Annotated in this window: 12 protein-coding genes; 11 read left to right on the top strand and 1 reads right to left on the bottom strand. The window is 65.6% G+C overall.

The genetic code is table 11. From position 1 onward, the window contains the following. Positions 1-36: 36 nt before the first annotated feature. Positions 37-693 carry a hypothetical protein gene (locus AC07X6_RS01190; protein ID WP_230538957.1) on the bottom strand — a complete coding sequence of 219 codons (657 nt, stop codon included), beginning with the start codon at positions 691-693 and terminating at the stop codon, positions 37-39. 671 nt (positions 694-1,364) lie between these two features. On the opposite strand from AC07X6_RS01190, the gene AC07X6_RS01185 reads away from it, so the two are divergent. The 11 genes from AC07X6_RS01185 to AC07X6_RS01135 all read left to right on the top strand — a co-directional run bounded on the left by AC07X6_RS01185 (position 1,365) and on the right by AC07X6_RS01135 (position 12,804). Further along, positions 1,365-3,896, top strand: a complete 2,532-nt coding sequence (locus tag AC07X6_RS01185) for a M4 family metallopeptidase (protein WP_494789808.1) — start codon at positions 1,365-1,367, stop codon at positions 3,894-3,896. 250 nt (positions 3,897-4,146) lie between these two features. Beyond that, a complete protein-coding gene (locus AC07X6_RS01180; RefSeq protein ID WP_494789807.1) occupies positions 4,147-5,340 on the top strand; it encodes a type II secretion system F family protein in 1,194 nt (397 codons plus the stop codon). Between the two features lie 22 nt (positions 5,341-5,362). Continuing rightward, a complete protein-coding gene (locus AC07X6_RS01175) occupies positions 5,363-7,060 on the top strand; it encodes a GspE/PulE family protein (RefSeq protein ID WP_494789806.1) in 1,698 nt (565 codons plus the stop codon). After that, positions 7,047-7,835, top strand: a complete 789-nt coding sequence (locus AC07X6_RS01170; protein WP_494789805.1) for a hypothetical protein — start codon at positions 7,047-7,049, stop codon at positions 7,833-7,835. Before AC07X6_RS01175 ends, AC07X6_RS01170 begins: the two co-directional genes overlap by 14 nt. After that, complete coding sequence (locus AC07X6_RS01165) at positions 7,826-8,380, top strand: hypothetical protein (RefSeq protein ID WP_494789804.1); 555 nt, start codon at positions 7,826-7,828, stop codon at positions 8,378-8,380. The genes AC07X6_RS01170 and AC07X6_RS01165 overlap by 10 nt, the downstream gene beginning before the upstream one ends. Beyond that, on the top strand, positions 8,368-8,988 hold the full coding sequence (locus AC07X6_RS01160; RefSeq protein WP_494789803.1) for a hypothetical protein: 621 nt from the start codon (positions 8,368-8,370) through the stop codon (positions 8,986-8,988). Before AC07X6_RS01165 ends, AC07X6_RS01160 begins: the two co-directional genes overlap by 13 nt. Next, on the top strand, positions 8,985-9,524 hold the full coding sequence (locus AC07X6_RS01155; protein WP_494789802.1) for a hypothetical protein: 540 nt from the start codon (positions 8,985-8,987) through the stop codon (positions 9,522-9,524). Before AC07X6_RS01160 ends, AC07X6_RS01155 begins: the two co-directional genes overlap by 4 nt. After that, a complete protein-coding gene (locus AC07X6_RS01150) occupies positions 9,521-11,413 on the top strand; it encodes a secretin GspD/PilQ domain-containing protein (RefSeq protein WP_494789801.1) in 1,893 nt (630 codons plus the stop codon). The genes AC07X6_RS01155 and AC07X6_RS01150 overlap by 4 nt, the downstream gene beginning before the upstream one ends. Next, on the top strand, positions 11,410-11,892 hold the full coding sequence (locus tag AC07X6_RS01145) for a type II secretion system protein (protein ID WP_494789800.1): 483 nt from the start codon (positions 11,410-11,412) through the stop codon (positions 11,890-11,892). The genes AC07X6_RS01150 and AC07X6_RS01145 overlap by 4 nt, the downstream gene beginning before the upstream one ends. Next, positions 11,892-12,281, top strand: coding sequence for a type IV pilin protein (locus AC07X6_RS01140; protein ID WP_494789799.1), 390 nt, complete (start codon positions 11,892-11,894; stop codon positions 12,279-12,281). Before AC07X6_RS01145 ends, AC07X6_RS01140 begins: the two co-directional genes overlap by 1 nt. After that, positions 12,268-12,804 (top strand): type II secretion system protein, encoded by a 537-nt coding sequence (locus AC07X6_RS01135; RefSeq protein WP_494789798.1) that lies wholly within the window; start codon positions 12,268-12,270, stop codon positions 12,802-12,804. Before AC07X6_RS01140 ends, AC07X6_RS01135 begins: the two co-directional genes overlap by 14 nt. Positions 12,805-12,834 lie beyond the last annotated feature (30 nt).

Here is a 12,834-nt window from a genome sequence, read left to right as displayed (position 1 = left end):
CGGACGCCCCGCTGCAGCGCTGCAGCGGGGCGTTTTTCATTGCGCGACGATTTTCGACAGTACGGAAAAGGCGGCGCCCGTCTGCGACGCTTCCAGCAGCAAGGTCAGCTCCGTATATGTGCAGATGATGTTGATCAGATTGATGCGCTCCCAGGCCAGGCGCTTGAGAATGGCGTGATACACGCCCGGTGTATAGCAGGTTTCGGCGGCCAGGTGCAAAGTCACGGCCGTCACCCGTTCCTGGCGCGCCAGTTCCTGCTCTTCGCCGAACACCTCTTCCACCAGCGCGTGCAGCGAACGGCTGCAGATCACCATCACCTCGTTGACGCCGCGCGTAACGGTGATGAACGTGCCCCGCTGGGGCGCAGCCAGCGCCAGCAACTGGCGCTGGCAGGCATACGTCTGGTCGGAATAACGGTAGGTAAAAATCATCAGCTCGCTGCGCGTGGACAGCTCGCCCGCGCGGTGCGCCAGCACGATCTCGCCGCCTTTCTGCTGCGGCATCCGTTCGGCCAGGCGGCGCAGCGCCATTACCACGGCAGCCTGCCCCACCGGTTTCCATAAGTCGCTCTGCAATTGCGGCTGCAGCTGGCGCGCCAGTTCCGACAGGTTCAGCAAGCCGCGGCCCAATCCCTCGCTGAGAAAGGCCGATTCCATCACGATCTGTTCCACTTTGGTCGCTATCGAAAGCATAGTTCTTCGGGCCGGTGATTCCGGTGCACGCACCAGGAGCCGGCAACCCTTCCTGAAAAAAGGATGCACTGCGCCAGCGGCCACGCCGGGCGGCGCGGTCGGACTCGCGGAAAAGCCCCCTTGCGGGGGGAACAGCCGGCTAGCGGCGGCTAGGAAGGCGGATGCAGCATGAAGGCCGCTCCAGAGGGGAAATGGCTGAAACCTGCAGCAGAAAACAGAACTGACGTCATGTGAAACTCCCGATTTTTTCCCGATGCGCTGTATCTGGACGCGGTCATTGCCGCGTGCGCTTTTTTTGTCTTCGCCTGATCCTCTGGGGATACCGCGAAGACCTAGTGTAGATCGCAACATTTAGAAAAGGCAACAGTGTTTTTCCAACAGAACACGCCATTAGGCGAAGTAGTCCAAAACAAAAGTTGCAGCTTGCGATACATCAAACTTTCATATGATGTATTGCCGAAAAATGTTCAATTCTTAACAAAAATTCGCGTAGTGACCCATTTCTTGAATTTTTTGACATGGCGATCTCGACAAGTTTAGTGTCCCCCTACCCGGCGTCATGCCACCACAAAATGGCAGGCTATCCGCCCGCCGCCAGGCACGCCGGGGTGGCCATCAGGCATCGCGGCCAGCTCATTCACCATTTCCTTAACCGATACCATGGAGCAGAAATGAATTTACGTTTGACGATAGTTGCCGCATCCATCGCCGCCCTGCCGCTGATGGCCACCACGGCCGACGCCGCCACGCCGCTGCCACAGACCCTGATGGCCGCGCCGGTCGCCCTGGCTTCTCCACAAGAGACCGCCAGCCTGGTCAACAAACTGGCCGCGCAAGCGCGCAGCCGCGGTCTGAATACCGAGCATGGCTTTGTCGTCGGCGCCCAGCATCCGGGCGTCAGCGGCACCCGCGTGAGCCGCGTACAGCACACCTACAAGGGCTTGCCCGTCTTCGGTTCCGAGACGGTAGTGGTCAGCAACAGCGCCGGCGACATCGTCAGCGAATCCGTCTCGGACCGCGCGTCCGGCCTCGGTAGCGGCGGCGTCAATGCCGTCACCCGCAGCGCCACCACCGATATCGACACCACGCCGGCCGTCAGCGCCGCCGCCGCCATCGCCGCCGCCGTGAAAAGCATCGGTGTGCCGGCCGTCGACCATGTGCCGCCGCATGCGCAGCTGCTGATCTACCCCGTCATGAAAACCGTGCGCGTGGCCGGCGCCGAGAACAAGTCGGAAGCGGCGCTCAACGCCCTCGACGTGCAGGATGTAGTCGACCACTATGAGCTGGCCTACCTGGTGCAGACGCGCATGATCAGCGGCAGCAAGCCGGTCTACTACGACACCGTCGTCAGCGCCAGGGATGGCCGCATCCTGCGCCAGTGGAAAGCCCTGAAAACCGTCGCCGGCATTGGCAACAGCCAGTACAACGGCCAAGTGCCGCTCAACACCACGCTGACCGGCAGCACCTACACCATGAAAGACCCGAGCCGCGGTACGGGCGGCAGCTTCGGCGGCATGGCCATCACGAATGCCAACCATGGCACCACCTCGGGCAGCGTGTACAGCAGCACCAGCAATACCTGGGGCGACGGCCAGCAATACATCAACGGCGGCAGCACCACCAACGCCAACGGCCAGACGGCGGCCGTCAATGCGATGTGGGGCTTGATGAACACCTACGACACGCACAAGAATGTGCTCGGCTGGTCCAGCCTGGACGGCAACAACACGGCCACCCACATCGCCGCCCACGTCAACACGGCCTACGACAACGCCTACTACGACGGCAACTGCAAATGCATGTACATCGGCGACGGCGGCAGCGCGTTCAACAACCTCGGCTCCATCGACGTGATCGGCCATGAGATGGGCCACGGCATCACGGACGCCACCTCGGGCCTGATCTACTCGCAGGAGTCGGGCGGCTTGAACGAATCGAGCTCGGACATCGCCGGCGAGATGGTGGAAGCGTATGCGCGTGCCGGCGGCACGGGCACCACGATTCCCAATACGGGCAACGATTGGATGACGGGCAAGGAGATCGCCAAGAACGGCCAGCCGCTGCGCTGGCTGTACAAGCCGAGCAAGGATGGCAGCAGCCCGAATGCGTGGAGCAGCACCATCAAGAACCTCGACGTCCACTACAGCAGCGGCCCGAACAACCGCATGTTCTACTTCCTGTCGCAAGGCTCGAATTCCACCTCGAGCAGCGACTACTACAGCTCCTACCTGAACAAAAGCCCGCTGGCCATGACCGGTATCGGCAGCGACAAGGCCTACCGCATCTGGTTCAAGGCCGCCACCACCAAGTTCACCTCGTCGACCAACTATGCCGACGCGCGCAACAAGGTGCTGCAGGCAGCCGAGGAACTGTATGGCGTGGGCAGCGCGGAATCGATCGCCGTCAAGCGCGCGTATGCGGCCATCAACGTGGGCGCCGACGTCGATGAATCGACGACCGGCGGCGCGGTGACCATCACCAGCCAGCCGGCCAGCATCACCGTCGCACCGGGCGCCACCGCCTCGTTCGCCGTTGGCGCGGGCGGCGGCACGGCGCCATACACCTACAAGTGGTACCGCAATGGCGCCGTGATCAGCGGCGCCACGTCGCCCGCCTACAGCTTCACGGCCGTGGCGGCCGACAGCGGCGCCGTCTTCAAGGCCACGGTGACGGATTCCTCGTCGCCCGCCGTGACGGCCACGTCGAACAACGCCACGCTGACGGTGGGCACCAGCAGCGCCACCGAACGCGTGACGAACGGCGGCTTCGAGGCCGGCGCCACGGGCTGGAGCGGCACCACGGGCGCCATCGGCACGTTTACGGGGCAAGCCGCGTACGAAGGCACGCAGTACGCCTGGCTGGGCGGCAATGGCGCCACGGCCAGCGAATCGCTGACGCAAAGCGTGGCCATTCCGGCCGCCGCCACGTCCGCCAGCTTGAGCTTCGCGCTGCATATCGACACGGCTGAAACGGGCAATACCGTGTACGACAAGCTGGTCGTCACCGTGAAGAACAGCGCCGGCACGGTGCTGGGCACCCTGGCTTCGTACTCGAACGTGAACAAGGCGGCCGGCTACCAGATCCGCACGTTTGACCTGATCGCCTACAAGGGCCAGACCGTGCAGCTCTCGTTTGCCGCCACCGAGGACGCGTCGCTGCAAACCTCGTTCGTGATCGACAAGGTCAGCCTGGTTACCCAGTAATCGGCTGAAGATGCGGGCAAGCCATCGATGTATCGGCTTGCCCGCACGACACGATTGATTTCCCGGCAATTCCAGTCTACCCTGAGGCAGTGATTGCATCTTGCCTGCTGCCGGTACCCGCGACGAATTGAACTTTTTTTGGATGGTTCCTGACCGATGCCTACTTCGACCTTGTCCGCACGCGCTCTCCCCTTTTCACATCACCCCATTTTCACGCCCCAGGCCACCACCATGCTCGCCTGAGCCGGACATGCAGTTCCACCTCCAGGTGCAGGGCCCGGCGGGCAGCCAGGCGCTGGCCATCGACGCCGCCAGCGAGGCCGAGGCGATCCGCGCGGCCGTGCGCGGCGGCTGGCGCGTGCTGGCCGTCGACGCTGGCGTCGCACAGGAGACGGGTGCCGCGCTGCGCCCCGGCAAACAGGGCTTGCCCCTGCTGCAATTCAGCCAGGAGCTGCTGGCCCTTCTCGAAGCGGGCCTGAACCTGGGCGAAGCCATGGCCACCCTGCACAACAAGGAAACGCGCCCCAGCGCCCGGGCCACCCTGGCCGCCATCGTGCTCACCCTGCAGCAGGGCCTAAGCTTTTCCGACACCCTGGCCGGGTTCCCCGACATCTTCCCCGACATTTACATCGCCACCGTGCACGCGGCCGAACGCTCGGGCAACCTGCCCGAGGCACTGGCGCGCTTCGTTGCCTACCAGCTGCAGTTCGACGCCATCCGCAAAAAACTCATTTCCGCCGCCATCTACCCGTGCATGCTGCTCGTCGTCGGCGGCCTGGTGACGCTGTTCCTGCTCGGCTACGTGGTGCCCAAATTCAGCGTCGTCTACGAAAGCTCGGGCCGCGAGATTCCCTGGATGTCGCAGATGCTGCTGGGCTTTGGCCAGACCCTGGCCGCGCATCCGCTGCTGTGCGCCGGCGCACTGGCCGCGGCGGTGGGCGCCGTGGTCTTCGGCATCGCCAACCGCGCCATGCGCATGGCGCTGGTGCTACGCCTCTTGCGCCTGCCCGTGCTGGCGGACAAGGCGGCGGAATTCCGCCTGGCCCGCTTCTACCGGGCACTGAGCCTGCTGCTGCATGCCGGTATCCCGCTGCACAAGGCGCTGGCCATGGTCGCGCCGATGCTGCTGCCGGCGCAGCAGGAGCAGCTGGCGCAGGCGCGCCGCGCGGTGCAGGAAGGCATGCCGTTTTCCACCGCGCTGGAACAGGCCGGCATGGCCACGCCGGTGGCGCAATCGCTGCTGAAGGTGGGAGAAAACACGGGCCGCCTGGGCGACATGCTGGAACGCTCGGCCAAATTCCACGACGAGGAATTCGCGCGCTGGGTGGACTGGGCTTCGCGCCTGCTCGAACCGCTCTTGATGACCATCATCGGCGTAGTGATCGGCGGCGTGGTGGTGCTGATGTACATGCCAATCTTTGAACTGGCGGGGAGCTTGTCTTGAACCTTATCGTGAAGGTGCTGCCATGAACGCGCGCGACGAAGAACGGGCCGTGCTCGATGCGGCCATGCTGCGCCGGGCCCACGCGAGCGCGCTGGAACAGGGGCGTGCGCAGATGGCCGTGCTGCAGGAAACGGCGGCCCTGCCGCCCGAAGTCTTCCTGCGCCAGCTGGCCGCCCTGTTCCGCTATCCGGCGTGGACGATGGCCGAACTGCAGGCCGCCCTGCCCGCCTTTGCCCTGCTGCCCTACACGGATTGCGCCCAGCGCGACTGCGTGCTGCTGCAACCTGGCGTTCCGGGCGCGCCGCCCGTGCTCGTCATCGGCAATCCCTTCAGCGAGGACCTGCTGCAATGGGCCGACTTCGCCCTGTCCACGCCCTTCACGGTGGCGCTGGCACATCCGGACGACCTGGCCGCCTATCTGCTGCAGCAGGAAAGCGTGCAGCAGGCGATGCAGGAGATGCAACATGGCGATGACGTGCCGGGACTCGACCAGAGCATCGAAGACATCTCGCTGATCCGCATCAGCGAAGACAGCAGCCCGGTCGTGAAACTGGTGAACTCCACCATCTACGATGCCCTGAAATTCCAGGCCAGCGACATCCACCTCGAATGCGACGTGGCCAGCCTGGTCATCAAGTACCGCGTCGATGGCGTGCTGGTGCAGGCGGGCCAGGTGCAGGGTCTGCAGATGGCCGAGCAGATCATCTCGCGCATCAAGGTCATGGCCGACCTGGACATCGCCGAACGCCGCATCCCGCAGGATGGCCGCTTCAAGGTGCGCGTCAAAGGGGCGGAAATCGACTTTCGCGTTTCCATCATGCCCAATATCTTTGGCGAGGACGCCGTGCTGCGCCTGCTCGACCGGCGCGCGCTGACGGAGGCGGCGCAGGCGCTGCGCCTGGAAAGCCTGGGCCTGAACGAGGATGCCATCGAACAGATACGCCGCCTGGCCGCCAAGCCGCACGGCATGCTGCTGGTGACGGGGCCCACGGGCTCGGGCAAGACCACCACCCTGTACGCGGCCATCACGGAAATCAACACGGGGCGCGACAAGATCGTCACCATCGAAGACCCCGTCGAATACCGGCTGCCGCGCGTGCTGCAGATTCCCGTCAACGAAAAGAAGGGGCTGACGTTCGCGCGCGGCCTGCGTTCCATCCTGCGCCACGATCCCGACAAGATCATGATCGGCGAGATCCGCGACGATGAAACGGCGCAGATCGCCGTGCAGGCGGCGCTCACGGGCCACTTGGTATTCACCACCGTGCACGCGAACAACGTCTTTGATGTGGTGGGCCGCTTCCTGCACATGGGCGTCGATGCCTACAGCTTTGCGGCGGCCCTGAACGGCATCGTGGCGCAGCGCCTGCTGCGCCTCAATTGCGCCCATTGCGCCGTCGACGCCAGCGCCGAGGTGCTGGCCGACGCACAGCAATTGCGCGACAGCGGGCTGGCCCTGCATCAGGTGCAGGACTGGCAATTCATGGCCGGCAAGGGCTGCGGCCACTGCCGCGGCACCGGCTACAAGGGCCGCAAGGCCGTCGCCGAGGTGCTGATGCTCAGCGATACGATGCGCGAAATGATCTGCACGCGCGCGCCCCTGAGCCAGATGAAGGAAGAGGCGGCGCGCAACGGTTTTCGCCTGGCGCGCGAGGCGGGCCTGGACCTGGTGCGGCGCGGCGAAACCACTTTAGCGGAGCTCAATCGTGTCACTTATTGAACGCCTTACCCGCGCCACCGTGTGCCTGCACCTGGCGCCGCACGGGCTGCACGGCGTGCTGCGTCGCGCCGGCCGTCCCTTGCCCGACAGCGCCTTCCACCTGCCCATTGCGAATCCCGACGCCAGTTGGGAAGTGGCGCTGGCCGCCCTGCGCGGCTGGCTCGAACACGATGGCGGCAAAAAACTGCCGCTGGCCGTCAGCCTGGCCAGCCGCTGGTGCGCCATGCTGATGGTGCCGTGGAGCGGCGCCCTGCTCGACCGGAGCAGCGCCCAGCGCTTCCTGCACAGCCAGTTCGGCGCCGTGTATGGCGACAGCGCGCGCGCCTGGCGCCTGGCCGCCGACGATGCCCCGTACGGCATGCCGCGCCTGGCCTGCGGCATTGATGCGGCCCTGCTGCAGGGCGTGCAGGACGCGGCCGCCGCGCATGGCCGGCGCTGCCTGTCCATCGAACCGATCGCCGGACCGGCCTGGCGCAGCATCGCCGGTGCAAAACCTGCCGCCTTCGCCCTGGTGGAGGCGGGGCGGCTGCTGCTGGCGACAAGCAGCGGCGGGCGTATCACGGCCCTGCACAGCCAGTCCTGCGCCGCGGCCTGGGGCGACGAACTGGAGCGGGCGTGGCGGCGCTGGAATTTGCGCGCGCCGCAGCTCGACGCCATCGAACAGGTGGCCCTGATCGACTTGAGCGGCGTGCCGCAGACGAACGTGCCGGAACGCTTCGTGCCCATCGCCGTGGCCGGCGCCGCCCACCTGATGCGGGAGGCCGCATGGGCCTGAGCCGCCTGGAATTCCTGCCGCCCGGCGCCGCGCAGACGTTCCAGGGCTGGCGCCTGGCCCTGTGCCTGGCGGGCGGCTTGCTGCTGCTGCCGGCCGCCGGGTACTGGCTGGTGCAGACGCAGGAAACGCGGCGCCTGGAAGCGCAGTTGGCGCAACTGCAGCCGGTGCGTCCCGTGCGCACGCCCCTCTCGGCGAGCCAGCAGCGCGAACGCGACCTCGAACTGAAACAGGTGGCCGCCGCCGTGCGCCAGCTCAACCTGCCCGTCACGCGCCTGGTCAGGACGGTGCAGGCGCCACGCGACGTGCGCGTGGCCCTGCTGGGACTGGACCTGAATGCGCAGCAGGGGCAGGATGGCGCCAGCGTGCTGAAAATCGCCGCCGAGACGGAAACCCCGCAAGACATGCTCAATTACCTGGCCTTCCTGAACCAGCAGCCCATGTTCAGTTCCGTGTATCTGCTCAAGCACGAGATGAACAGTAACGCGAATGCGAACGCGCCCGCACACCCTTACCGTTTTCAGCTGGAGGCGCAATGGCGGCAATAAAACCCGTACTGAAAGCAGGCGTGCCCGTGGCCCGCGCACGCCTCCACTTGCATATTCCGCCGCGCATGGCGTGGGAAGCGCAGCGTCTGTGGCGCATGCTGGGTTGGCCCAGCTCCATCGGCGCGGCTTGCCTGGCGCTGGCCGCCATCGCCGTGCAGCAGGGCGAGGCGCTGGCCGAACGCCAGCAGCCATTGCGCGCGCAGCTGGTCGCGATGGCGAAACAGGCGGCGCTGCCGCCGGCGCCCGTCACGCTCGACGCCGACGCGGACAGCCTGGCCGCCTTTCACGCCTACCTGCCCGCGCACGACAGCATTCCCGAGCAGCTGAAAACCTTGCTGGAAGTGGCGCAAAAAAGCGGCGTCACCCTGGACAAGGCTGACTACAAGCCGCAGGAAGACGGTAACACGGCCTTTTTGCGCTACCAGATCACCCTGCCGGTAAAAGCCGAATACGCGCAGCTGCAAACCTTTATTGTCGACGCCCTGCAGGCACTACCCACCCTGACCCTCGACTCCGTGCTGTTCAAGCGCGAGCAGATTGAAGCGGGCGAGATCGATGCGCGCATCCAGTTCATCCTGCTGGTCAAGAAGCCGGAGGCGCGCCGATGAAAAAAGCCGTACTGGGGGGCGCCGCCGTGGCGACCTTGCTGGCCGCCCTCTTCGCCCCGGAGGATGAAGGCAGCATCGTGGGGCCGGCCACGGCCACGCCGCGCCAGGTGGAACGGGTAGCGGTCGCGCCCCTCATCGCCACCGCTGCCGCTGCGCCAGCCAATCGCGCGCTGGCCATCGAACCGCGCCGGGGGCTGGACGACGAGGAAGCGGCCACCCTGTTCGCCAAGCAAAGCTGGCAGCCCGAGACACCGAAAAAGATCATGCTCGACCAGCAGGCCGCGCAGGCCACGCGCACTGTCGCCGCCGTCGACGCGAACGCGCCGCCACCGCTGCCCTTCCAGTTCCTTGGCCGTTTCGTCGACGAAGGCAAGGCCGCCTATTTTCTCCAGGCGGGCGAACGCAACGTGGTGGTGCGCCCCGGCGACACGCTCGAAGAGCGTTACCGCTTCGACGGCGTGGTGCAAGGCGCCCTGCAATTTACCTATCTGCCGCTCAACCTGAAACAGACACTCGCCGTAGGGGACCTCAATTGAAACGACGCACACCACGTACTGGCATTACCCTGCTGCCGATGCTGTCCCTGCTGGCCGCCTGCGCCGGCAACCAGGCCTATACCGACGGCCAGGCCATGCTGGGGGCCGGCCGCACGGAACAGGGCCTGGCCCTGCTGGAACAGGCTGCGCAGGCCGAACCGACCAACGCCAAGTACCGCATCGCCGTCACCAATGGCAGGATGCGCGCGCTGAACAACCTGAATGGCCGCGCCGAGGCGCTGCGCCAGCAGGGCAAGCTGCCCGAAGCGCAAGCGCTGTACCAGCAGGCGTTGGCTCTGGACGCCAGCAACGACGTGGCGCAGCGGGGCCTGGCCGGCGTGGCGCAGGATGAACGGCACCGCAAGCTGATGCAGGAGGCGCAGGCCAGCTACCAGCGCGGCGGCGAAGCGAATGTCGCGCAGGCGCAGGAAGCCTTGCGCCAGGTGCTGCAGGAGCGTCCCGCGCAGCGCGAGGCGCTGGCCCTGAAGGGCCGCATCGGCGACGAGCAGGCCAAGAGCCGTCCGGCCGGCGGCAAGCTGGCGGCCGCCTACCGCAAACCCGTGACGCTGGAATTTCGCGACGCGCCCCTGCGCTCCGTGTTCGACTTCATCAGCAAGGTGTCGGGCCTGAACTTCGTCTTCGACAAGGAGGTCGACCCGGCCCTGCGCGCCACCATTTCCGTGCGCGACACCAGCATCGAAGAGGCGATCGCCATGCTGCTAGGCGCCAACCAGCTCGAGCAAAGCGTCACCAGCGACAAGTCGATCACGATCTACCCGAACACGCCGCAAAAGGTGAAGGATTACCAGCAGCTGGTGGTACGCACTTTTTTCCTCGCCAATGCGGACGTCAAGACGGTGGCGTTTTCCATCAAGACCCTGCTCAAGGCCAAGGATGTCGTCACTGACGAGCGCCTGGGCATCATCATGCTGCGCGATACGCCGGAAATGGTGCGCATGGCCGAACGCATCATCAACGTGCAGGACCTGGCCGACCCGGAAGTGATGCTGGAGGTGGAAGTGCTGGAGGTCAAGCGCACGCGCCTGATGGAACTGGGTGTGCGCTGGCCCGACCAGGCCAGCCTGACCCTGGCCGGCGTCGCAGGCAGCACGGGAGGCCTGGGCGGCCTGAAGGTGGCGGACCTGCACCGCATCAATGGCGACAATATCAACCTGGGCATCGGCGGCGTCACCCTGAACGCCAACAAGACGGACAGCGACAGCAATATCCTGGCCAACCCGCGCATCCGCGTGCGCAACAAGGAAAAGGCGAAGATCCTCATCGGCGACCGCGTGCCCGTCATCACCGTCACGACGAACAACGGCGTCAGTTCCGACAGCGTCAATTACATCGACGTGGGCCTGAAACTCGACGTGGAACCGAACGTCTACCTGGACGACGAGGTGGCCATCAAGATCAACCTGGAAGTGTCGAACGTCGTCAAGGAGGTGATCAGCAAGACGGGCACGCAGGCTTACCAGATCGGCACGCGCAGCGCCTCGACCGTGTTGCGTTTGAAGGATGGCGAGACGCAGGTGCTGGCGGGCCTGATCAGCGACGAGGACCGGGGCACGGCCAACAAGGTACCGGGCGTGGGCGAGCTGCCCGTGCTGAACCGCCTGTTCGGCAGCCAGAAGGATGATGCCATGCGCAGCGAGATCGTGCTGTCGATCACGCCGCGCCTGCTGCGCAGCATCCGCCGCCCGGACCTGATGACGGCCGAATTCAATTCCGGCACCGAGGCGTCCGTGGGCGGCCGCGCCAGCGTCGGTGGCAGCCCTGAGGCCATCGCCGCGCCCGAGCAAGCCGCACCGCGCACCGGCTCGCCCATGACGGGCGGCGACGAGGCGCCCGCGGCAGGCGACAAGTCCGGCAAAGGTGGCCAGTGAGGTGGCCAGTGAAAGAGCGGGGCTTTACCTTCATCGAACTGATGATCACCCTGGCGATCATGGCGACCCTGGCCACGGTGGCCGTGCCGATGGCGCAGGTGGCCTTGCAAAGGGCGAAGGAGCAGCAATTGCGCAATGCCCTGATCGAGATGCGCGAAGCGATCGACGCCTACAAGCGCGCCTCGGACAATGGCCGCATCAAGCTGTCGCTGGGCGCATCGGGCTATCCGAAAAAACTCGAAGAACTGGTCGAGGGCGTGCCCGACCAGCGCAGTCCCTCGAAGCAGAACATCTATTTTTTGCGCCGCCTGCCGCGCGACCCGTTCCAGCCCAGGGAAGACGGCAGCGCCGCCGACAGCTGGAGCAAGCGCGCCTATGCCTCGCCGCCCGACAATCCCAGCGAAGGCGAAGACGTATTCGACGTCGCCTCGCGCTCGACCAAGGTGGGCCTGAACGGCGTGCCGCTCAAGGAATGGTGATGTCGATGCCCTGCTCTACTCCGCGCCGCGGTTTTACGCTGGTCGAACTGCTGGTGGTACTGGCGATCATTTCGCTGCTGCTGACGATCGCTATTCCCCGCTATTTCGGCTCGGTGGAAAAATCCAAAGAAGTCGCGCTGAAGGAAAACCTGCAGGTGCTCAGGAGCGGCCTCGATAAATACTATGCCGACAAGGGAGAATACCCGGCCGCGCTGGCCGACCTGGTGACCCACCATTACTTCCGCAGCGTGCCGCTGGACCCCGTCACGGAGTCCAGCGCCACCTGGCAGCTGATCCCTTCGCCGAATGGCGAGATTGGCGGCGTGGCCGACGTGCGCAGCGGCGCCAAGGGCAAGACGCGCGAGGGCATCCCCTTTGAGCAACTCTAGATTCCAACGCCGCGCACGGGGTTTCGCCTACATCTGGACCCTGATGCTGGTCGCCTTCATGGGCGTGGGCCTGGTGCTGGCCAGCGAATTGCATGCCACGGCCGCGCGGCGCGAGAAGGAGCGCGAGCTGCTGTTCATCGGCCATGAATTCCGCAACGCGCTGGGCCGCTACTACGACAGCACGCCGGCCGACGGGCGGCCCCGCTATCCCTTGACCTTGCAGGAACTGCTGCGCGACCCGCGCTTTGCCAACGCCCGGCGGCACTTGCGCCGCCTGTATGCGGACCCGGTCACGGGCAAGGCGGAATGGGGCGTGCTGCGGCAGGAGGGACGCATCGTCGGCATCCATTCGCTGTCGCCGCAACTGCCCATCAAGCAGGACAACTATCTCGACGAAGACGCCAGCCTGCGCCGCAAGCAGCACTACGCGGACTGGCATTTTACCTATCCGCACGACCTGGTGCTGGCCCAGCCCGATGCCGCGGGCGGCGCGCCGGGACTCAAGCCAAAAGGCGCGAACTGATATCATGCCCGCATTCCATATTCAGCATCG

The organism is Janthinobacterium sp. GW460-12-1-14-LB5, from assembly GCF_059423585.1.
The sequence above is the reverse complement of the archived record's forward strand: the minus strand, read 5'-3'. Positions and strand labels throughout refer to the sequence as shown.